At 72.5% G+C, this 21,145-nt stretch carries 16 protein-coding genes; 10 read left to right on the forward strand and 6 right to left on the reverse strand.

All coding sequences use genetic code 11. The features are described 5' to 3' along the window. Positions 1-2: 2 nt before the first annotated feature. From bcsQ to ACE3Q8_RS07820, 5 genes are read left to right on the forward strand one after another with little or no spacing between them, the layout of a single operon-like run. Positions 3-764, forward strand: coding sequence for a cellulose biosynthesis protein BcsQ (gene bcsQ / locus ACE3Q8_RS07800; RefSeq protein WP_374469695.1), 762 nt, complete (start codon positions 3-5; stop codon positions 762-764). Between the two features lie 5 nt (positions 765-769). Beyond that, positions 770-5,194 carry a UDP-forming cellulose synthase catalytic subunit gene (bcsA, locus tag ACE3Q8_RS07805; RefSeq protein WP_374469713.1) on the forward strand — a complete coding sequence of 1,475 codons (4,425 nt, stop codon included), beginning with the start codon at positions 770-772 and terminating at the stop codon, positions 5,192-5,194. 2 nt (positions 5,195-5,196) lie between these two features. Next, positions 5,197-9,102, forward strand: a complete 3,906-nt coding sequence (locus tag ACE3Q8_RS07810) for a cellulose synthase subunit BcsC-related outer membrane protein (RefSeq protein WP_374469696.1) — start codon at positions 5,197-5,199, stop codon at positions 9,100-9,102. Positions 9,103-9,111: 9 nt separating this feature from the next. Then, positions 9,112-9,615: a cellulose biosynthesis protein BcsD gene (gene bcsD / locus ACE3Q8_RS07815; protein ID WP_374469697.1), complete on the forward strand. Its 504-nt coding sequence runs from the start codon at positions 9,112-9,114 to the stop codon at positions 9,613-9,615. After that, positions 9,593-10,639, forward strand: a complete 1,047-nt coding sequence (locus ACE3Q8_RS07820; protein ID WP_374469698.1) for a glycosyl hydrolase family 8 — start codon at positions 9,593-9,595, stop codon at positions 10,637-10,639. The genes bcsD and ACE3Q8_RS07820 overlap by 23 nt, the downstream gene beginning before the upstream one ends. 238 nt (positions 10,640-10,877) lie before the next feature. Here the strand turns inward: ACE3Q8_RS07820 and ACE3Q8_RS07825 are convergent, their stop codons facing one another. The 3 genes from ACE3Q8_RS07825 to ACE3Q8_RS07835 all read right to left on the reverse strand — a co-directional run bounded on the left by ACE3Q8_RS07825 (position 10,878) and on the right by ACE3Q8_RS07835 (position 12,392). Next, a complete protein-coding gene (locus ACE3Q8_RS07825; RefSeq protein ID WP_374469699.1) occupies positions 10,878-11,297 on the reverse strand; it encodes a hypothetical protein in 420 nt (139 codons plus the stop codon). A gap of 105 nt (positions 11,298-11,402) precedes the next feature. After that, positions 11,403-11,849, reverse strand: a complete 447-nt coding sequence (locus tag ACE3Q8_RS07830) for a hypothetical protein (protein ID WP_374469700.1) — start codon at positions 11,847-11,849, stop codon at positions 11,403-11,405. 228 nt (positions 11,850-12,077) lie between these two features. Then, positions 12,078-12,392 carry a hypothetical protein gene (locus ACE3Q8_RS07835; protein ID WP_374469701.1) on the reverse strand — a complete coding sequence of 105 codons (315 nt, stop codon included), beginning with the start codon at positions 12,390-12,392 and terminating at the stop codon, positions 12,078-12,080. Positions 12,393-13,097: 705 nt separating this feature from the next. Here ACE3Q8_RS07835 and ACE3Q8_RS07840 point away from each other — a divergent pair. After that, a complete protein-coding gene (locus ACE3Q8_RS07840) occupies positions 13,098-13,595 on the forward strand; it encodes a helix-turn-helix domain-containing protein (RefSeq protein ID WP_374469702.1) in 498 nt (165 codons plus the stop codon). Here the strand turns inward: ACE3Q8_RS07840 and ACE3Q8_RS07845 are convergent. Further along, complete coding sequence (locus tag ACE3Q8_RS07845) at positions 13,592-16,411, reverse strand: EAL domain-containing protein (RefSeq protein ID WP_374469703.1); 2,820 nt, start codon at positions 16,409-16,411, stop codon at positions 13,592-13,594. The two genes, ACE3Q8_RS07840 and ACE3Q8_RS07845, sit on opposite strands and share 4 nt — an antisense overlap. A gap of 122 nt (positions 16,412-16,533) precedes the next feature. Beyond that, positions 16,534-16,914, reverse strand: a complete 381-nt coding sequence (locus tag ACE3Q8_RS07850; RefSeq protein ID WP_374469704.1) for a hypothetical protein — start codon at positions 16,912-16,914, stop codon at positions 16,534-16,536. A 126-nt stretch (positions 16,915-17,040) separates the two neighbouring features. On the opposite strand from ACE3Q8_RS07850, the gene ACE3Q8_RS07855 reads away from it, so the two are divergent. Next, positions 17,041-17,745, forward strand: coding sequence for a recombinase family protein (locus ACE3Q8_RS07855; protein ID WP_374469705.1), 705 nt, complete (start codon positions 17,041-17,043; stop codon positions 17,743-17,745). Here ACE3Q8_RS07855 and ACE3Q8_RS07860 read toward each other — a convergent pair whose 3' ends face one another. Further along, complete coding sequence (locus ACE3Q8_RS07860) at positions 17,746-17,931, reverse strand: hypothetical protein (RefSeq protein ID WP_374469706.1); 186 nt, start codon at positions 17,929-17,931, stop codon at positions 17,746-17,748. An 86-nt stretch (positions 17,932-18,017) separates the two neighbouring features. Here ACE3Q8_RS07860 and ACE3Q8_RS07865 point away from each other — a divergent pair, with 86 nt between their 5' ends. The 3 genes from ACE3Q8_RS07865 to ACE3Q8_RS07875 form a co-directional block, all read left to right on the forward strand. Beyond that, complete coding sequence (locus ACE3Q8_RS07865; RefSeq protein WP_374469707.1) at positions 18,018-18,173, forward strand: hypothetical protein; 156 nt, start codon at positions 18,018-18,020, stop codon at positions 18,171-18,173. Positions 18,174-18,186: 13 nt separating this feature from the next. Further along, complete coding sequence (locus ACE3Q8_RS07870; protein ID WP_374469708.1) at positions 18,187-18,441, forward strand: hypothetical protein; 255 nt, start codon at positions 18,187-18,189, stop codon at positions 18,439-18,441. A 223-nt stretch (positions 18,442-18,664) separates the two neighbouring features. Next, a partial coding sequence (locus ACE3Q8_RS07875; protein WP_374469709.1) for a glycosyltransferase occupies positions 18,665-21,145 on the forward strand: 2,481 nt, incomplete at its 3' end.

Below are 21,145 nucleotides of genomic sequence, written 5' to 3' on the forward strand. Positions count from 1 at the left end.
GCATGCCGCTCGTCGCGGTGGCGTCCCCCAAGGGGGGAGTCGGAAAAACGACCCTCGTCGCCAACCTCGCCGTGGCCCTGGTGGCGCGTGGCCGCCGGGTCACGGCCGTGGATTTCGACTCCCAGAACGCCCTGCGATTTCTCCTGCTGCCGGATGGGCCGGCGACGCCCGGCATCGCCAGTTGCGTGGCGCAGGGTCGGCCCTGGTCCAACGCCGTGATCACCGGGCCCTCCGGGGTGCGGCTGGCCCCCTTCGGTCCGGCGACGGCCGCCGAGCGGCTCTTCATGAAGGAGCAGCTGCACGAGACGGAGCTGACAGACGCGTTGAGCGGGCTTCTGCGCGACGACGATGACGTGATCATCGCTGACACCGCCCCCGGCGAGGGCCGGCTGCAAGCCCGGCTGGAGGCCATCGCCGACCTGAATGTGGTGGTGCTGCTGGCCGACGCCGGTTCCATGGCCCTCGTGCCGGCCTTCCGCGACGGACTCCTCCTGCGGCCGCCGCGCCCGCAGCTGCCCGAGACCTTCGGGGTGCTGAACCAGGTGGACCCCCGGCGCCGCCTCAGCCGCGAAATTTCCGAGTTCATCCAGCAGCACAACGGCGGCCGGTTCATCGGCATGGTGCACTATGACGAGGCGCTGGCGGAGGCGGCGGCCTGCGGCCGCGCCGTGGTGGAGGTGGCGCCGGACAGCCTGGCCGCGCGGGATATCCAGCAGCTCGCCCAGCGCCTGGACGACCTGCTGCCGGCGACGCAACCGGTTTGACCGCTGTGCCGCACGCCCAGGCTCTCGCGACCCTGCTCGGCCGGCTGAGCCCGCCGCCCGTTCTCGCCGGCCCGCTGCGCATTCTCGCGCTCGTCCTGGGCGCGGCCATCGTGCTGCTCGCCGTCACCGTGCCGCTGGATCGCGGCGGTCAGATGATCTTCGGCCTGGCGATCTTCGCCGCCGCCGCAGCCCTGGCCAACCTCTCCGAAAGCCGGCGCATGACCATCGTGCTGGTGGTGGTCTCCACGGCGCTTTCCACCCGCTACATGTGGTGGCGGACCACCCAGACGCTGGAGTTCGACAACCCGCTCGCCGCGGCCCTGGGCTTCGGTCTCTACCTGGCGGAGTTCTACGCCTGGCTGATCCTGGTGCTGGGCTACATCCAGTGCGTCTGGCCCCTCGAACGCAACGTGCACGAGCTGGAGGGTCCGCCGGAGAGCTGGCCGACGGTGGACATCTACGTCCCCACCTACAACGAGAGCCTGGACATCGTCCAAGACACCGTGTTCGCGGCCATGGACCAGGACTATCCGCGCGATCGCTTCCGGGTGTTCATCCTGGACGACGGCCGGCGGCCGGAGTTCCAGGCCTTCGCCGAGGCGGTCGGCTGCGGCTACATCACCCGGCCGGACAACAAGCACGCCAAGGCCGGCAACCTCAACCACGCCATGAAGATCACCGATGGCGAGCTGATCTGCGTCTTCGACGCCGATCACGTGGCCACCCGGGCCTTCCTGCAACTCACCGTGGGCTGGTTCCAGGCCGACCCGAAGCTCGCCCTGCTGCAGACCCCGCACTACTTCTACTCGCCCGATCCGGTGCAGCGGAACGTGGTGGCGGTGAAGGACATCCCCGGCGAGGGCGACCTGTTCTACGGGGTCGTGCAGAAGGGCAATGACTTCTGGAACGCCGCCTTCTTCTGCGGCTCCTGCGCGATCATCCGGCGCACCGCCCTCATGGCCACCAACGGCTTCGCGGGGGAGACCGTCACCGAGGACGCGCACACCGCGCTGAAGCTTCAGCGCATGGGCTGGAACACGGCCTACCTCAATGCGCGGCTGTCCGCCGGGCTCGCCACCGAGCGGCTCGCCCTGCACGTGGGTCAGCGGGCGCGCTGGGCGCGGGGCATGACCCAGATCTTCCGGATCGACAATCCGCTGCTCGGCCCCGGCCTGAGCTTCGGGCAGCGGATCTGTTACCTGAATGCGATGCTGCACTTCCAGTTTCCGCTGCCGCGCATCGTCTTCCTCACCTCGCCGCTGGCCTATCTGCTCGCCAACCAGAACATCATCGCCGCCAGCGCCCTGACGATCCTCGCCTATGCCGGCCCGCACCTGCTCTTCGCGGTTCTGGTGAACGAGCGGGTGCAGGGGAAGTACCGGCGCGCCTTCTGGGGGGAAGTCTACGAGGCGCTGATCTCCTTCCACCTGGTGGGTCCGGCGGTGCTGCCCCTCATCGATCCCAAGCGGGGCAAGTTCAACGTGACGGACAAGGGCGGGCTGCTCGAAGAGGGCTATTTCGACTGGCGGGTGCTGATGCCGCATCTGATCTGCGCCGGCCTGCTGGTGCTGGGCATCATCGTGGGCGTCGTCAAACTGCTCCTGCCCCAGGTCTTCGACGCCGCGCCGGAGACCGTGCTCCTGAACGTCACCTGGAGCCTCTTCAGCCTGCTGATCCTGATGACGGCGCTGGCGGTGGGGCGCGAAACACGACAGGTCCGCACGCGCGCGCACCTGCAGGTCGAACTGCCCGTAAGGCTCTTCTTCGAAGATGGACACATCGCCATGGCCAAGACCATGAACATCTCCATGGGCGGCATGGCCGTGTCGGCGCCCGACGACCTGCTGGACGGCGGACGGACCGTGAGCCACGTGGAAGTGGACGCCGCCGAACGAAGCTTCGGATTCCCGGTGCAGACGCTCGGCGCGGGCCGCGGGCGCGTCCGGCTGATGTTCACCGACATGTCCCTCGAAGCTCGGCGGGAGCTGGTGCGGGTGGTGATGGGTCGGGCGGACGCCTGGCCGGCCCCCGACGAGCTCCTGCGCTGGACGGCCTGGCAGTCCTTCCTGGACCTGTGGCGCGCCAGCCTGAGCCTGCTGTTCTGGTGGCGCGTGAGCACCGACCGGCGCGCGCCCGCCGAGATCCAGCCGCCGGCGGCGGTCGCTGGGCTGGCGGCCATGCTCGGCGGCCTGGTGGTGCTCTTCGCGGCCGGGGCCGCAGGCCGCGCCGAGGCGCAGCCGACCGCCGCCAGCCGGCCGGCGCCGCCGGCCGCCGCGACGGTCTCCCCGCCCAGCGCGGCCCAGGGGGTGCGGCGGGTGTCCCTCAGCCTGGAGGGCCTCGACGTCCGCCAGCCCCTGCGGCTGGTGGGCGTCCTGGGCGAAGCCGGCATTCCGTTCAACGTGCGTCAGGACGAGGTGGTCACCCAGGCGCAGCTGACGCTCAACTTCGCCTATTCGCCGCAGCTCCTGCCGGACCTCAGCCACCTCACCATCCTGCTCAACGACGAGGTGGTCGGCACGATCCCGCTGACGCCGGACGGCGCCGGGGGCGCCACCGTGACGGTGCCCATTGAGCCCGGCCTGTTCACCGACGAAAACCGCCTGGGGTTCCGGTTCGTCGGACACTACACCCGCGACTGCGAGGATCCGCTGCATTCCACCTTGTGGGCCAACATCAGCAACACCCGCACCCGTCTCGACCTGACCCTGCAGAAGCTCTCGATGGGGGACAATCTCTCCCGCCTGCCGGCGCCGTTCTTCGACGCCAGCGATCCGGAGCCGCTGCGTCTGCCCTTCGTGTTCGCGGGCGCGCCCAGCGCCAGCCAGATCGCCTCGGCGGCGGCCGTGGCCTCCTACTTCGGCATGAACGCCAGCTTCCGCGGCTATGCCTTCCCGGTGACCTACGGCGACCTGCCGGCCGGGTCCGGCGTGGTGGTGGCGCGGGCCGGCGCGAACATCGGCGGCTGGACCGTGCCCGCCTCCAGCGGCGCGTCCGTGCTGCTGGTGCGCAATCCGCGCAACGCCTACGCCAACCTGCTGGTGGTGACCGGAACCTCCGACCAGGACATCCTGGCCGCGGCCCGCACCCTGGCGGCCGCGCCCAAGTCGCTGTCGGGCCAGGTCGCCCTGGTCACCCCGACCGCGCTCGGCAAGCGCAAGCCCTACGACGCCCCGCGCTGGGTGGACACCACCCGTCCGGTGCGCCTGGGCGACCTCGTCAGCCCGGCCAACCTGGAGGGCCTGGGGCTTCGGCCAGGTCTGCTCACCGCCGAGTTCCGCACCGCGCCGGACCTGTTCTTCTGGCCGCGCGCCGGGGCCAAGGTGAATTTCGGCTACCGGTATCCGGCCGGTCCCTGGCTGGACTACAACATGTCGCGCCTGGATATCCTGACGAACGACAAGTACATCCGCTCCATCCCGCTGCGTCCGGAGGGCCGCGTAGCCCAGGCGAAGGACCTGCTCGGCGTCTCCTACCTGCGCGGCAAAGCCTCGGTGGAGATCCCCGGCTACGCCATCTTCGGCCAGAACCAGTTGCAGTTCTTCTACGACCTGCACGTGGCCAAGAAGGGCCGCTGCGAGAGCGACATCCCGCAGGGGGTGCGCACCGGGATCGACGCCGACTCCACCATCGACCTGCGGCACGCGCACCACTTCTCCCGCATGCCGGACCTGGCCTATTTCGCCAGCGCCGGCTTCCCCTTCAGCCGCGTGGCGGACCTGTCGGAGACGGTGGCCGTGATGCCGGCCCAGCCGCAGCCGGCGGATGTGGAGGCGCTGCTGGCGATCGCCGGGCGGATCGGCGACAGCACCGGGGCGCCGACGGTCGGCCTGACCGTGGCCGGCCCCGGCGACAACACCCCTCTGCGCGGGCGCGACATCCTGATCATCGGCCCGCTGTCCCTGCTGGACCAGGCGCAGGGCCTGTTCCAGGGCGCGCCGGTGCGCCAGGAGGGCGGTCGCCTGCGGGTGGCGGCTGGAGCTCTGCTGGATCGCCTGTTCGCCCGCTTCGGGTCGAACATCGGTCAGCGCAACCCCGGCGCGGCCGATGCGGCCCTGGTGACCCAGAACGACTTCGCCGGCGTGGCCAGCTGGCGATCCCCCGCCGACCGCGACCGGGTGGTGGTGGCGGTGCTGGCCGCCTCGTCGCAGCGGCTGCCGGAGATCGTCTACGCCCTGGCCCGCCCGGAGGCCAATGCGGCCATGCAGGGCGACCTGGCGGTGGTCTCGGCGCGCAGCTTCGAGAGCTTCCGCGTGGCGCCGGACTTCTGGTCTGGCAAGCTGCCGTGGCACGTGGCGGTGATGTGGTGGGCCAGCCGCAATCCTGTGCTTCTGGCCTTCGCGCTGCTGGCGGCGGCCACGGTGCTGGGCGGCGCGATCTGGCTGCTCATGATCGCGCTTGAGAAGATCCGCCTGCGCCAGACCGGAGCCTGACGATGAAGCTTGCCGCCACCTCTCTGGTCTCCGCCCTGCTGGCCTCCACCGCCGCCGTCGCCCAGGTGGCGCCGCGCCTCCCGAGCGAGGCGGGGCCGCAGGTCATCACCCCGTCCGGACGCACCCCCGCCGTCCAGCGGGAGGCCGCGCCGAAGGCCGTGGAGGCGGGCGGGGTGGCGGCGCTGCTGCGGCAGGCCGAAACCCAGCGCCGCCGCGGTCGCAAGGACCTGGCCACCGACGCCCTGCAGCGGGCGTTGCGCACCAGTCCCGACAACCCGCAGGTGCTGCAACGGCTGGCGACCTATGCGGTGGACGACGGCGACGTGGCGCAGGCGCAGGGCTGGCTCAGCCGGCTGCGCGGCGTGACCGGAGCCAGCGACCGCCGGGTCACGGAGCTGGAGCAGCGGTTGCGCACCGCCACGGCGCCGCCGCCCCCGCCGCCGCCGCCGGAGCCGCCGCCGGTGGTCACGGCGGGCGGGGGCACGCGCACCCCCGGCCCCGCGCCCGCTCCGAACCCCACCGCCAGCGCCGGCCCGGCCGCGCCCGCCGCCCCGGCCGTCAATCGTGACCCTGGCGGCGAAGCCCGGGCGGCAGGCTTCCGCGCGCTGAACGGCGGCGAACTGGCGGACGCGGAGCGCGCGTTCAATCAGGCGCTGCGCGCCCGTCCGGGCGATCTTGACGCCGCCGGCGGGCTGGGAGTGGTGCGCCTGCAGCAGCAGCGCTTCCAGGAAGCCAGCGAGCTGCTGGGGCGGGCCGTGCGCGGCGAGGGCGGCGCGGCGCGGTGGGGCGAGGCCCTGCGCAGCGCCCAGTTTTTCGGCGGCCTGGAGCGGGCCCGAGCGGCGCACGTGGCCGGCCGCTACGCCGAGGCCGAGGCGGAGGCCCGCCGGCTGGTCGCCAGCGACCATCCCGAGCGGGTGGAGGCGGAGGTGCTGCTCGGACAGGCGCTCGCCGCGCAGGATCGGCCAGCGGAGGCGGAGGCGGCGTTCCGCAACGCCTTGCTGCGCGCGCCCAGTCGGGTGGAGGCGATCTCGGGCCTGGCTCAGGCGCTCTCCCAGCTCGGTCGGTTCGAGGAGGCCCTGCGGGTGCTGGACGGGGCGCCCAAGGGCCGCGCCACGGATGCGCGCGCGGCCGTGGAACGCGCCCGGGCCGCGGACCTCCAGCGCCGGGGCGACGCCTTCGGCGCCGGGGCGTCCCTGGCGGCGGCCCTCGGCGCCGCCCCGCAGGATCCCTGGACGCGGCTGGAGTATGCCCGTTTCCTGATCGCTCAGGGGCAGGCGGCCCAGGCCCAGACCGTGGCTGCGCCGCTCTATACGGCGAGCGACGCCCAGAGTCTGCAGGCGGCGGCCCTGTTCTCCGAAGCCCGCGGCCGTCCAGACGAGGCGGCCGCCCTTCTGCGGCGGATCCCGGAGCACAGCCGCACGCCGGCGGTCCGGGAGCTCGCGGTGCGCGTGCAGGGGGAGGGGGTGCTGGGCCAGGCCCGCCAGCTCGCGCAGTCGGGGCAGACGCCGCAGGCGGTGCAGCTGCTGCGCGAGCATCTGGCGCAGGGCACGCCGGGCTTCGCCGTCCGCGCGCGTATGGCTGAGCTGCTGCTCGACCTCGGGGACGCCTACCAGGCCGGGGCCCTGGCCCTGGAGGCCGCGCGTCAGCCGCCCGCACGGTTCGCCCCGCAGGAGGCCTCCGGCTTCCTGGCGGTGCTCGCCCAGACGGGCCAGGACGGGCCGGCGATGCAACTTCTCTCCGCCGCGGCCCAGCAGGCCCAGGCCCAGCCGGCGGAGGTGAACGGCTATCGCAGCCTTGCGGCGCTCTACAGCGCCCGACGCGCCGATCGCCTGCGGCTGGCCGGCGACTACGCCGGAGCCTTCGATACGCTCTCCCAGGCCTTCGCGCTTGCGCCGCGGGACACCGCCCTCCTCAGCGCCCTGGGCCGTCTGTATCAGAGCGGCGGCATGCCGCAGCAGGCGCTTCAGGCCTATGACGCGGTGCTGGCGCAGGCGCCGCAGGACGCCGGCGCGGTGCTGGGGGCGGCGCAGGCGGCCCAGGCGGCGGGGGACCTCAATCGCGCCGAGCGCCTGCTGCGGCGCGCCACCAGTCTGCGCCCGAACGATCCGGAGCTGCATTACCAGATCGGCCAGATGGAGCAGGCGCGAGGCCGCGATCGCGCCGCCTTGAAGGCCTTCGAGCGCGCCGACACCCTGCTTCGCAGCGGCCGCAGCCAGGCGCTGCGCGGCGGCGCGGCTCCGGGGGGCGGAGGCGCCCTGGGCCCCAATCCCTTCCTGAACCGGACGCCCTCGGCGGCGCTGGTCGCCCCTGGGCCGGCGGCTCCGTTGTTCTCGGCGCAGGTCGCCGCCCCGCCGCCGCTCTATCCCTCGATCCCCGCGGCCGGCGCGCCGGCCGCCGACGTCCTGGGCAGCAACGCCCTGCAGGCGGGCGGCTATCTGCCGAACGCCGTGCCGCAGGCCTGGCCGGGCTACCCGGCGGGCGTCAATCCGCAGCCGGCCTACGGCTATCCGCCGGCCCCCGCGGCGCCGTTCCAGCTGCCGCAGCCGGTCTACCCAGCGCCGGCGCCGGCGCCGGCGTACGGAGGGGGCTATGCGCCCGCGCCGGCCTATCCGGCGGCGCCCTATGGCGCCGCCTATGGCGGCCCGGCCCCCGTCGCCCCTGGCGGCTACCCGACGCCGGGGGTCGGCTACGCCCAGGCGGCGCCGCTGATGCTGCCCGACCCCACCGCCGGGGCTCCGGCGCCGGCGCCGTTGGCCACCCGTGTGCAAACCGAGATCACCAGCCTACGGGAGGCGGCCGCGCCGCAGGTGGAGGGGTCCGCCACGTTGCGCGCGCGCACCGGCGAGCAGGGATCGAGCCGCCTGTTCGAGGCCAGCACCCGGGCGGCCGTCTCCGCCGCCCCCCTGGGCCTCGGGCGGCTCGGGGTGGCGGTGAACCCGGTGATCATCTCCGCCGGCGCGCCGTCGGAGAACGCGGCGCTGAACCTCGGCACCACGCCCCTGATCGCGGCGGAAGCGACCCTGAACGGCGATGTTCTCGCCCCGCGCTCGGAGGAGAACCGCACCGCCACGGGGGCGGGCGTCGCCCTGTTCTTCGACAGCGCGCCGATCTCCTTCGACGTCGGCACGACGCCCCTGGGCTTCAAGCGGCCGAGCCTGGCGGGCGGGCTCACGGGGCGGCTGAACCTCGGACCCGCGCAGCTGCGGGCTACGATCGAACAGCGTCCCATCACCGACAGCGTCCTGGCCTACTCCGGAGACACCGACCCGCAGACCGGCGCGGAATGGGGCGGGGTGATCCGGCGGGGCGGCGGGCTCGGCGGCTCGCTCACCTTCGGCTCCGGCGGCGCCTATGTGGACGCCGCCTATCGCCAGCTCAGCGGGCGCAATGTCGCCGACAACACCGCCTATGAGCTCAACGCCGGCGCCTACTTCCGCCCCATCGACTCCGACGGCGACCGCCTGCAGCTGGGCGTCAACGTGAACATGCAGGCCTACGATCGCAACCTGCGGTTCTTCAGCTACGGACATGGCGGCTATTTCAGCCCGCAGCAGTTCGTGGCCTTGTCGCTGCCGCTTTCCTACCAGCGCGAGCGGGAGTCCTGGCGCTGGGACGCGGGGCTCACCCTGGGCGTGCAGGCCTACAGCGAAGACAGCGCGCCGGTGTTCCCCACCAGCGCGGCGGCGCAGACGGCGCTGACCACCTACGCCTCGATCGATCCGACCATCCGCGCCCGGTACGAGGCGCAAAGCCGCACCGGGGTCGGCGTGGCGGCGCGGGCGTCTGGCGAGTACAAGATCGTGCCGTCGACGGCGGCGGGCGCCGAGTTCAGCATCGACACCTTCGGGATCTACAACGAGGTGCGGCTGAAATTCTATCTTCGTCAGATGTTCGTGAATCTCCAGTAAGGGACCCACATGCTTAGAACGCTCCAGGCGCCGGGGCCTGCGTCCGCCGGCTCAGAAGAGGGCGACCTTCGCTACTTCGCACAGCGCCGCTTCGGGCCGCAGTGGCGCAGCGTGCTGCTCGCCCTGGCCGCGGAGCTGTTCGAGAACTTCCAGGTGGAGGAGGCGCGCGGCTTCTTCCGTCAGATCGGCATTCGCGTCAGCCAGGAGAGCGCCCTGCCGACGGTGGCCACCGTGCAGGAGCTGGAGCAGGTGCTGAACGCGACCCTGGCGGAGCTCGACTGGGGCTATGCCACCCTCACCGTGCGCGAAGGCGACATCGCCATCCGCCACCGGGCGTGGCCCGGGCAGGGGCTCGACCATCCGGCCGCCGGCGCCTGGCGACGCGCCTTCGCCGCCCTGCTGGAAGGCGTCTATACGGTCTGGCTGCAGCAACAGGGCGGGCGCGCGGACATGGCCGCCAAGCACAATGACGATCCGAGCGGCGACGTCCTTGAATTCTCGTACGGGATTTAGGGGCGTCGGGCGGCTCCTCCTGCTGCTGGCGCTGATGCTCGCGCCAGGCGTCGGCGCCTGCGCGGAAGCCGGCCCCTGGACGGACTTCAAGGGTCGCTTCGTGCTCGCCGACGGCCGCGTGGTGGACACCGGCAACCGGAACATCAGCCACTCCGAAGGCCAGGGCTTCGCCATGGTCATGGCCACCGCCTACAACGATCGCGAAGCCTTCGACCGCATCTGGTCCTGGACGGACCGGGTTCTGTCGCGGCCCGACATGCGGCTGTTTTCCTGGCGCTACGATCCATCCGCCGCCCAGCCGGTGGCCGATCCGAACAACGCCACGGACGGCGACCTGATGATCGCCTGGGCGCTGCAGCGGGCCGCGCAGCGTTGGAAGGAGCCGCGCTATGCGCAGCAATCGGCGGCCATCCGGGCGGCGATCCTCGAGCGTCTGGTGGTGCGGCAGGGCTCGCGAACTTTGCTCACGCCCGGGCTGACCGGGTTCGTCCATCCCGACTCGGTCGTGGTCAATCCCTCCTATGCGGTGTTGCCGGCGCTGGACGCCTTCGCCGCCCTGGAGCCGCGGGGCCCCTGGCCCAAGGTGCGCGACGAAAGTCTCAAGCTGGTGCGCGATGCGCGGTTCGGGGCGCACTTCCTGCCCAGTGACTGGGTGCGCGTGGACACCGCCGGCGGGCTCTGGACGGACCCGGCCAATCCCCCGCGGTTCGGCTTCGACGCCGTGCGGGTCCCGCTCTATCTGGCCTGGTCCGGCCGCAGCCGCGACCTGGCCATGGCGGGGCCGCGCCAGTGGTGGCGCAGCGCCCGGCGGCCGGCGCAGCGCGCGCCGGCCTGGATCGACGTGCGCACGGGGGAGACGGCGCCCTTCGCGGCGAGCGTCGGCATGGACAGCGTCGCCCAGCTGACCCTCACCGGCCAGGCCCCGGCGGCGGGCCTGCGCGGGGAGGATTATTATTCGGCGGCGCTGCTGGCGCTCGTGGACGTGGCCGCCCGTGAGAGCCGGCACGGACGCGCCCGGTCCTGACTCGCCGAAGCCGGGCTGAGCCGGCGCCAGGGGGCCGTTGCGCCCCTGCGCCACGGCGCCCCTTGCGGGTGTGACCCCCACCCTTAGGCCTGGCGCAGGCCGCGTCGCCTCGCGTCGCAGAGTCCATCGCGGGACGCTTGGCGAACGGGCGCGTGCGGCGCTTCCCACCTCCGATTTCGACCGCAGCGCGTGGCGGAGGGGAGGGCCTCACCGGCCGCGTCTTCGCGCCAGATCCGCCTCAGTCCACCACGGGATCGGGCGTCCAGGCGATCCCGGCAGCGTGTAGACGATGAAACACATCGTCTCCGATGGCCCAGCCCGGCGGCATCTGCTGCCGCCAGCCATGGCCCGCCGCGCTGTCGAGACGCCGCGCCTCCTCCGGGGAAATCAGCACGATCTTGACCGTCTGCTGGATGAATTCGGCCATGAGCTTATCGGTTTCGGCAGGGGATCGCCCCGCCCGTTTCTCGCCTTCCAGCAGCGCGTGGCAATGCTGGATGACCACCAGCCTGGGGACCACATGCTCCCGGCGGCCACGGCCGGTGAACGCTTCTGAGCGGCCTACGACCGTGAACGCGTCGGACAGCAGCGGCTCCTCGAGCAGCCTGGTGTCCGAACTGCCCTTCTCTTCCCACAGGCCGCGGATCAGCATGGCCACCCGGGCGCACGCGCGCTGATGTCTTTCCGCTCTCGTAAACCTGCCGCTCACGCGCCCTCCCCTCGAGACCCTGTCTGCATGTTCAGGTGAACCGCCGCTGGCGCCCTACTTGGCGCCCTTCCGTCCGGCGATCGGCTGAGCGACGTCCCACATAGCCTCCTCCAGCGCCGCCAAGGCGGTGGGCGCGGTCTCCACGGGGTAGAAGGCGAACCGCAGCTGCAGGTCGACCCCGGCCGGCAGCCACTCCACCAGCTTGAGGCCATAGGTCTTGTACGAGCCATGACCGCAGTGGTCGGCCATCCGCGACTCAAGTCTCTGCGAGCTGCCGACGTAGAGGTAGGCGGACGATCGCCGGTTGTCCCGGGGGAGGTAAGGGACGGGCTTGGCCTTGGCGCCCGCGAACGCGTCACGAACCCTCTCCTGATCCGCGGGATCGTCGATCTTGAACGCATAGAGCGCAGCGCGGCCGTCGGCCAGGTGTGCGAGTTCCTCGCGCAGGCGCAGCCACGCTGAAAGCCCCTTCGTGATGTGCTGCCGGTTCAGGCGCAGCATACCCTCCTCCGGCTGGGCGCAAGCCCGAACCACCGCCTTCGCCTCATCCAACCGGATGAGGGCTTGGTCCTGCAGGTCATGAAACAAGGTCACCGCCCCGACCGCACCGCGGGTCCCGAGGAGAGACCGTGCGCGTCGCGTCGAGCCTCACCTGCGGCGTCATCGGGGTCAAGGCCGCCCCGCGTCCGCAGGGCGACCCGCCGATGTTAGTCGGCTCGCCAGGCGAGATCACCTTCCGTTCGGCCGGTTGCGCAGCGTCGGAGGCGCAGACGGCTTCAAACCACGCCAGGTCCGCCGCACCGACTGCGTGACAAAGACCATGGGCTCAGGGTTCAGCCCCGCGGCGAGCCTGTAAACCTCATCGGCCACCTGTCGAGCCGTCCGCGCCGAGCCGACAAGGTTGTACTCAGCCCACGGCAGGTCATAGGTCGTGCCGCTCATGGCGATGATCGTGCGCGTGAACCCGGCAAGCGCCATGGCGTCGTGGAGCTCGCCGTAGTCGTCTTCCTCGTCCAGCTGAACCCTGACAGTGAAATCGGCCACCGCGCCCTCCCTCGCCCGCGGGCAGCCTAGCACGCCAGGGAGCCAAAGCGACGCCGTCGGAACCCTCCGCCATCCAGCGATCGCACCCATCCCCTGCCGATCGACCCGGCCGCCATGCGCTCGCCGGCGCGACCCTGCAGGAGCCGGTGAGCCGCCAACCTTCTCCGCCGCATCTGCGCTCAGGGCGGACGCCGCAGCGTCGCCCCGCTCGCGGACCCCGTGCAGACAAGCAGGGGCGGCAAGGCGCTGCTTCGGGCGGGCGGGCTGCGGAGCCGGTGCGATGCGTCGCGGATCGCCGGCTCGGCGGTCACACAGGCCGCTCAAGGTGGGTCAGGGTGAAGCGGCCATGCCGAGCGCTTGCGAGACGCCATCCGCGCTGCGGTGGCTGGGACCTGGGCCCCAACGCCACGGGCCACGCCTGCGAGGCCTCGCCAGGGGCGCTGCACCACCTCTACGGCGCAAGAGGCCCGCACGCCCCGCGAAGGGCGACGGGGTGGCCCAGTTTGGGCGGTCGTCGCCTTGGATTGGATGGGCGATCTGCTATCGAGAGCCCCTGCGGGCCGGGGGCGCAGGGCGCAAAGCCCCACGCGCGCCACGCGGTCCAACCCGGCGCCTTGCCACCCTCGGCGGCGCCTGCACGCCCATCGCAACACGCCGGGACGCCGCCGAGGCCCCGCATCCCCCCACGCCCTTTCGTAGAGTTCAATGTCGTCTTACCGATCCGGGGTCACCCTGGCGGACGCCCTCGCAGGGGTGGAGCCGCTGGTCGGGCCGCCCATCATGAGCGAGATCGCCGCGGTGCTGGTGGAAGCGCGGGCGCACTTCTCGGACCTGGAGGAATGGCTCATCTTCCTGAACGTGCTGGCCGCGGCGCAAAGCCGGTCTCAGGCCCGGACATTCACCGCTGAGGCGCTGCTCACCGCCCAGGCGGCCGCGCCCGGAGGCGGCACGAATGCGCGGTCCATCGCCGAGGCCTCGGGGATCCCGCGCGAGACGGTCCGGCGTAAGGTGCAGCGGCTGGTGGACGCGGGCCTCGTGGAGTGGCGCTCCGGGCGTCTCCACCCCACCCCTATGGCGCTCTGTCGGCTGGAGCCGTTGCGGATGCGGATCTACGCCAGCGCCGCCCGGGTCTGGGAGGTGGTGGAACGCTGCCGCGCCGCCAGTCTGGCCGCCGACGAGGACGGCGGCGAGATCCAGACCTAGGGGCCGTGGCCGGGTAGAAGACTTCGCCGGCTCTGCAGCAGGTGCGTGGCCTCCCGGGCGGGGAGGGCGGCGGCGAACAGGAAGCCCTGGCCGTAGGCGCAGCCCAGTCGTCGCAGCACCGCAAGCTGATCCCTGTTCTCGATCCCCTCGGCGATCACCTTGAGGCCTAGGCTGGCGCCGAGCTGGATGATGGTTCGCACGATGGCTTCGTCTCCCCCATCCGTCGCCAGTTCGCTGACAAAGCGGCGGTCGATCTTGAGCGCGCTGACCGGCAGGGCCTTCAGGTGGGCCAACGAGGCATAGCCGGTGCCGAAATCGTCCATGGCGATGCCGAGCCCGGCCTGCCTGAGCTCTGTCAGGGCCCGCGTGACCTGATCGGCCCCGTGCCCCAGGACCACGTCCTCGGTGACTTCGAGCTCGATCATCTCGGGCCGCAGCCCGGCCTCGGACATCCAGCGCAGAAGGCGCAGCGGGAAGTCCTCGGCCGACAGTTCGGCCGCAGAGCAGTTGATGGAGATGGCGCCGAACGACAGGCTGCGCTCAAGGAAGCCGCGCGCGGTGGACAGCACCTGGCGGATGATGTGCTCGCCAATGCGTGTGGACAGAACCACATCGTCGAACGCCGCGCGGATGGCGCTCGGGGGGTGGATCGCGCCGCCAGGCTCGCGGACCCGCAGGAGCGCCTCGAAGCCCACGACCTGGCCGTCGGCGAGGTCCACCTTGGGTTGGAAGTAGGGTGTGATCAGTCGGCGGGCGAGGGCGTCCTGCGCCAAGGCCCGCATGCTGGCGCCGGCGTCGTAGTCCGCCCGCAGGGCCGGCGTGAAGACCTCGACGCCGGCGCGTCCGCGGGCCTTCGCCCGGTAGAGGGCGATGTCTGCGTTGGTGAGCAGGTCCTGGGCCGAGCGACCGTCGTCGGGGAACAGGCTCGCGCCGATGCTGGCGCGGCAGGCCAGGCGGAGCCCCTCCAGGTCGAAGGGCGCCTCGAGCGCGCTCAGGATCGCGCGCGCCTTGCCGGCGAGATCCTCCCGGGCGCCGGCGTCCGGAAGGATCAGGGCGAACTCGTCGCCCCCCAGGCGCGCCAGGGTGTCGCCGGCGCGAACGAGCCGTCGCAGGCGCGCCACGAACTGGCGCAGCAGCTGGTCCCCGACGCCATGGCCATGGGTGTCGTTGACCAGCTTGAAGTTGTCGATGTCGAGGAGCAGCAGCCCCGCCGCGGTGCGGCGGCCCCGGGCGGCGTCGATGGCGCCCTGCAGCCTTGCGCTGAACAGCCGGCGGTTCGGCAGTTCGGTCAGGGCGTCGTGCGTGGCGCTCCAGCGGATGCGTTCTTCCGCCTGCTTCTCCGGCGTGAGATCGCGCGCGATCGCCAGCAGCTGCCTGGGCCGACCCTGGTCGTCCAGCACCGGCGACACCACCACGTCCCACCACGTGCGGCTGGCCTGCTCGCGCAGGCTGCCCGAGAGCTTGCCCACCCGGCCACGCCGGGCGTTCTCCAGGGCCTGCTGCAGCCGCCGACGGGCGTTGCGCGGCCAGGCGTCCTCCCAGGCTCGGCCCTGCAGCTCCGCCAGCGACCGGGCGCCGAGCTGCGCCAGGCCGGCCAGGTTGGCGAACACGATGCGACCGGCCAGGTCGAGCAGCACGATGCTGTCCCGACTGCCCTCGACGATGCTCCGATTGAGCGCCTCGCTCTGGCGCAGCGCCGCTTCGGCGCGCTGTCGCTCGGTCACGTCGCGGGAGACGCCGATCACGCCCACGATCTCGTCCGCGCATCGCCAGGGCACCTTCACCGTCTGGAAGGCGCGGGGCGCGCCCTTGACGGGGATGATCTCCTCGACCGTCTGCGGCGCACCCGTCTCCATCACGCGCTGGTCGACGGCCTCGTAGCCGTCGGCCAGGTCGGCGTCGAAGCGCTCCGAGGTGGTGAGGCCGATCAGCTCACCGCACGCCTCGTCGAGGGCGCGGTTCGTCAGGGCGAAGCGGCCATCCCTGTGCTTCACGAAGATCAGGTCGTCGACGCTGTCCACGACGATCTGCAACAGCTGTTCCTTGGTGGCCAAGGACGCCTCGGCCGCCTTGCGGGCGGTGATCTCCTCAGCCAGGACCAGGATGGAGCTGACCCCGCCGGCCGCGGGCGTGACGAAGGAGACGTGCACGGCGCACCAGACGATGGCGCCGTCCGGGCGCAGGTAGCGTTTCTCGAGCTGGAACGGCTGGCCCGTGGCCAGGCCGCGGGCGAACAGCTCGGCGTTGCGGGCGAGGTCTTCCGGATGGGTGTAGGCCTTGAAACTGAGGCCTTTCAGCGCCTCGGCGCTGCGGCCGAGGATCTGGCAGAATCTCTGGTTCACCAGGCGCAGTCCGCCCGCCGCGTCGGTGAGCATCAGGCCCACCGCCGCCTGGTGGAAGATCAGGGCGAGCTCCTGCTCACGCGCCTCCAAGGCGCGGGCGACGGACGTCAGGCGCTGGCGTGCGCTGGCGTCGCGGAAGAACAGCACCAGCCCCGTGGGCGTGGGGCAGGCGTGGACGTCGCACCAGACCTGCAGCGACGGGTGGGAGGCCTCGAACGTCGCGATACGGCCGCTGGCCAGCGCCTCGCGGCAGCGCCGCTCCAGGTCGGCGCCCGCAGCGCCCGGGAATACTTCGCGCACACCTTGGCCGATCCGGTCTCGCGCTCCCGCGATGAGATGTGCGGCCGGTTCGTTCAGCGCCACCAGGCGCAGGTCCGCATCCAGCATGCAGAGCGCGTGCGCCGGGCTGGCGAAGGCGGCTCGCCCGATCTCGAGCGCCAGGGTGTCGGGGGCGGTGGTCAGCGACGACGACATGCCGGTGGCTATCGGGCGGCCGCCGCGCAAACCTCATGTGGTGCGTGGTCGCATTGACCCGGAACGGGTCATCCGAGCCGGACCCGCCGACGAACCGCGGGTGGCCCCTGCCGTCGCCGCGGCTAGCTGGGGCAGTTGGCGCGCCACAGCGGCTCGAAGTCGGCCGGCCGGTCGCTTTCCAGGGTGGCGCGCCCGTCGGTGACCAGGAAGCGCCGGTAGGACAGCTCCGGCAGCACCCGCACCTCGCCGCAGACGCTGACCCGGCCCTCGCGTCGCGACAGCTTGGTGCCCCGGAACTGCGCGCCTTCCCAAGCGCCGAGCCGACGCTTCACCGCCCACTCGGCGCCGGCGAGCTCCAGGTTGCGGAACTTCGGCATGCCGAGGGGCAGGTCGATGTCTGCGTTCTCCGGGCCCGGGCGATAGATCGCGCCGCACACCATGGCGGCGGCCAGGAGCGCCAGATAGGGCCAGGTGGTGCGAACGTAGGAGCTGGGCTTCTGCATCGGGTCTGCCAAGGCTAAGCCGTCATAGCGCAGTCCAGCGCAGCTTGGCAAACGCCGTGATCCCAAGCCGGGACAGCGGCCGACCCGCATTGCCCGGCGGTCGCCGCGGGGCTTTACTCGCCCGCCATGCCCGCTGCTTCGCCGCCCCGCCGCCGCGCCGTTGGTTACCTGCGCGAAGGGCTGCGCATCGGGTCCGACCGACAGGCGCAGGACCTCGCCGCCTATGCGGCGGCGCACGGCGTTCACCTGGCGAAGCGCTATGTCGAAGCGGCGGCGCCGGCGGGCGGGTCGCGTCCCGCCCTTGCGGCCGCCCTGGCGCATGCCCGACGGACAAACGCCGTCCTGCTGATCGCGCGCCTGGGGGGGCTTGAGCGCAATCTGCGTGTGCTGGAGGCCTTACAGACCGCAGACGTCGATGTCGTGGCCTTGGATCGGCCGGCGTTTCACCGCGACGCCCTCTCATGGCTGACGCCGCTGGCCCGGGCGGACGTCCTGCGGGGGCGCGCCGCGGCGCTGTCGGGCGTGCGAACCATCCGTCGCGCCCTGCGCGAACACGGCGTCTACCAGGGGCCGCGCCGGACCCTGACCCGGCTGGGCAATCCCCAGGGCTTTCGTCCGGAACACCAGCGCCTTGGCCCGGCGGCGCTGATCGCCCAGGCTGACGCCGCGGCGGCTGCGCCCGGGGCCCTGGCCCTGCGCCTTCGCGCCGAGGGCGCATCGCTGCGGCAGATCGCCGCCGCCCTGCAGGCGGCGGGGCTGCGTCCGCCCCGCGGGGGCGCCTGGTCCGCCATGCAGGTGAAGCGCGTCCTGGAGCGGGTCGACGGCGGTTGATCAGGCCGGGCTGTTCAGGCGTTCGGTTCTGGCCCGGGCCGCGCGGGCCCGGATCCGCAGTCCATGCCGGTTCCAGGCTGCGACGATGGGCAGGTACAGCCGAGCGCCATCGCTCAGACGATAGATCTCGACGGCGCAGTCCTCCCGGATGCGCATGAAGGCTACGAACGTGCGGTCGTGAGCCATAGGGCCTCCCCATCCATAGCTTAGGCGTGATCCGTCGAGGAGGCGAGCCCTGGAACATGTGTGCGCGGCTGGGTGTTCCCTCCCGCATGAAGCCGCAGGTGTCATTTGGCGTACCGGAAGAAGGCGAATTCGCGCTTCCTCTCGACGGACGGGCATTGGCCGCGATCCTTGCGGCGCTCGCCGCGGGACTGGGGTGTCTGGGGTTCGCCGGCGCGTTCCTCGTCACCCGCCTGATGAGCTAAGGGAGAGGAGACGATGTCGGAAATCAAGCGGGTGCTGATCCCGCGTGCGGGCGAAGATGAGACCCTGGTCCGGCGCTTGGGACATGCGGTGCTGCTTCAATGGGCAAGTCTGCCCGCCGAGGCTCAGAAATTGATCGCTGACCAGGCCAGCGAGGTGGAGTTCCTGGGCTTGCGGGAGGACCCTGCGGCCGAGGCGGCGCCCGCCTTCCTGCGGGAGCGGCGGAGCTGGGTGGAGGCGGATCGATCCTCGCGTCGCACCGTGCTCTAGAGGCAGGCTGCGGCCCCTGGTCGCGCCTGCGGGCCTTGCGCCGCAACGTCTAGTTGGGCGGCCGGCACGCCACGCGGCCCGCCGCCTCGGGACCGTGTAATCGGCGGTTGCGCCCCGCGCGCCGCTGAGAGCCCAAAACTCGCCAAACTCCGATCGCCGGAGCCCTTGCGGGCCGCCGGCCTTGGTGCTTTCAAGAGGGGCGATCGGGGGGCGAGCGGCGACCATGCAACGCGAGCGGCGGCTCTTTGTGGTCGATCCGTCCCTTCGCGACCTCGTCGGCCATCACTTCGAGTATGACGCCGCCACCCTCGAGGGCGCTCGCGCGCTCGGGGTCGAGGCTGTGGTCCTGGGGCATCGCAACGCCGACGCCGAGATCGCCCAGGCTCTTGGCGTGCGCCCGGTGTTCGGATTCGACATCTGGGGCGCGCCGCCGGGGGCGGACGATCCGGTGGCCGCCGCCAACGCCGCGTTCGCCCAGGACCTTCTGGCGGCGCTGCCGCCGCACGCGCTCGGCCCGGACGACACGGTGTTCGGACACATGATCACCGACCGCCAGCTGGCGGGCTGGGCGGACTATGCGGCGGGTCTGCGGCGGAACGGGCCGCAGCTGGTGCTGCTCCTGCGCTACGAGGCGTTTCGCTACGAACACCCGCTGGCCCTGCAGGCCTTCGCCCGCCTCAGCCGGCTGAAGCGCCGCGGTGTGCGCCTGCGCTTCGCCAGCGACAGCGCCCGTCTGGCGCATGCGCTCGGCAAGCTGGCGGGCGAGCCGGTGGAGGTCCTGCCCATCCCGCACACGACGCACCTGCGGCCGGCGCGCGCGGCGCCGGCCCAGGGGCGGCCGTTGCGCGTGGTGAGCCTCGGGAACGCCCGCGACGAGAAGGGCCTGCTGGAGCTCTTCGACGCCGTACGCCTGCAGGCGCTGCGGGGCGACGCCGCGGACTTCGCCTATGTCCTGCAGGTGAACAACGCTACGGCGGCGTTGCAGCCCGCCATCGACCGCTTCGCAGCCGAACGCCACCCCAACGTGGCGCTGCTGTCGGCGCCGCTCGACAGCGCCGACTACTACCGCCTGCTGAGCGGCGCCGACATCGTGGCGCTGCCCTACTGGCGCGACGTCTACGAGGCGCGCACCTCCGGCGTGCTCCTCGAAGCGGCCGGGGCAGGGCGTCCGGTGGTCTGCACGGCCGGCACGTGGATGTCGGACCAGCTGGCCACCACGGGGGGCGGCGTGGTCTGCGACGACCGCTCGCCGCAGGGCCTGGCGGCGGCGCTGGCGCAGCTGCGCGCGGATTTCGACCACTATGCGCAGGCGGCGTTTGCGGCCGCCGAACCCTGGCTGCGGACGCACAATCCCCAGAGCTTTGCTGAGCGCCTGCTTGGCCTGGCCGAGCCGCTGGCCGGAGCCGCGCCCCTCCGGGTGGCCATGTTCTACCCCTGGGGCGACGCGCCCCGCCGCGCGAGCGGCGCCAGCCAGCGCCTCAACAGCGTCGCGGACTTCCTCGTCCGCCGGGTGGAGCAGGTGCAGGTGCTGCAGGACAATGTGGAAGCCCCGGCTCGCGACGGCCGGATCGCCTACAGCTCCCTGGAGGTGCTTGGACGGGCGGAGCGCCGGATCCGCGGCCGGATCCTGGCCCGCCTCCTGCGGGCGCTGGGGGCCCGCGACGGCGAGGATGTCTTCCTGCGCCTGCACCTGGCGGCCTGGTTCGATCGCGAGCTCGCTCGCCGCGTCGAGGCCGAGGTTCGGGCCAGCGACGCGGTCTTCCTCGAGTACGCCTTCTGGGCGCCTGTGGTGGCGCGGGCGATCCGACGTTGGCCGCGACCGTGGATCCTCACCGCCCATGATGTCCTCGCCGACCAGGTGAAGGCCTCCGGGCCGGTGATCCGGTGGCTGACCGCCTGCGCCGAGCGCTACGCCATGGGGTTTGCGCCCCGCCTGGCGACGCTGAGCGAAGCCGACGCCGTCCGGCTGCGACGCGGCGGCCTGCCGGCCCAGGCCATACCTCTGGCCCTGGACACCGCCGCCGTGGCGCCCCTGCCCGGCGCGGTCCGCCCGCTCCTGGACCACCTGTGCGGGCTCCCGAAGGACGCCGGGCGCCTGGTGGTGTTCGTGGGCAGCGCCTACGGACCCAATCGCTCGGCCGCCGAGGCGCTGCGGGGGGTGACCGCGGCGCTGCGCCGCCAGCAGCCTGACCTCGCCTTCACCGTCGTGGTGGCCGGCGCCTGCGCCGAGCCGGAGCGCGGCGATCGCTGGGTCGCCCTGGGCCCGGTGGACACCCTGACCCTGCACCTGCTTCACCAGTGCGCCGCCCTGGTGGTCGCCCCCATGACGGTGGGGACCGGCGCCTCGGTGAAGAGCGCCGAGGCCCTCGGCCGCGGGACGCCGGTGCTCGCCACCGCGCTCGGCGCGCGTGGCCTGGACGCCGAGGCCCTGGCTGGCGTGCGGGTGGAAGACGACCTTGCCGCCTGGCCCGCCGTCCTGGCGCACCTGCTGCAGGGGGAGGCGGGGGCGGCGGCCCTGGCCGAGCTGCGCCGCGGGGCGGAGGCCAGTCGACGAAGCCTCGACCTGGAGCACAGGCTGGCGGACTACCTGACGGTGCTGCCGGCGGCGCCGGCCCGCCGGACCGACGCCGCCGCGCCCGCCGCGTGGCGCGACCTGGTGCTGGCGGCGGCGGCGCGGGCCAGCGACGCCGGCCTGGCGCGGCTG

Source organism: Phenylobacterium sp. (genome assembly GCF_041913825.1).
Taxonomy (GTDB): Bacteria; Pseudomonadota; Alphaproteobacteria; order Caulobacterales; family Caulobacteraceae; genus Phenylobacterium.

Coding starts and splice junctions, on each gene's coding strand:
- bcsQ (WP_374469695.1), top strand. CDS start 3: ATGCCGCTCGTCGCGGTGGCGTCCCCCAAGGGGGGAGTCGGAAAAACG.
- ACE3Q8_RS07810 (WP_374469696.1), top strand. CDS start 5,197: ATGAAGCTTGCCGCCACCTCTCTGGTCTCCGCCCTGCTGGCCTCCACC.
- bcsD (WP_374469697.1), top strand. CDS start 9,112: ATGCTTAGAACGCTCCAGGCGCCGGGGCCTGCGTCCGCCGGCTCAGAA.
- ACE3Q8_RS07830 (WP_374469700.1), bottom strand. CDS start 11,849: ATGCTGCGCCTGAACCGGCAGCACATCACGAAGGGGCTTTCAGCGTGG.
- ACE3Q8_RS07840 (WP_374469702.1), top strand. CDS start 13,098: ATGTCGTCTTACCGATCCGGGGTCACCCTGGCGGACGCCCTCGCAGGG.
- ACE3Q8_RS07845 (WP_374469703.1), bottom strand. CDS start 16,411: ATGTCGTCGTCGCTGACCACCGCCCCCGACACCCTGGCGCTCGAGATC.
- ACE3Q8_RS07850 (WP_374469704.1), bottom strand. CDS start 16,914: ATGCAGAAGCCCAGCTCCTACGTTCGCACCACCTGGCCCTATCTGGCG.
- ACE3Q8_RS07855 (WP_374469705.1), top strand. CDS start 17,041: ATGCCCGCTGCTTCGCCGCCCCGCCGCCGCGCCGTTGGTTACCTGCGC.
- ACE3Q8_RS07860 (WP_374469706.1), bottom strand. CDS start 17,931: ATGGCTCACGACCGCACGTTCGTAGCCTTCATGCGCATCCGGGAGGAC.
- ACE3Q8_RS07865 (WP_374469707.1), top strand. CDS start 18,018: ATGAAGCCGCAGGTGTCATTTGGCGTACCGGAAGAAGGCGAATTCGCG.
- ACE3Q8_RS07870 (WP_374469708.1), top strand. CDS start 18,187: ATGTCGGAAATCAAGCGGGTGCTGATCCCGCGTGCGGGCGAAGATGAG.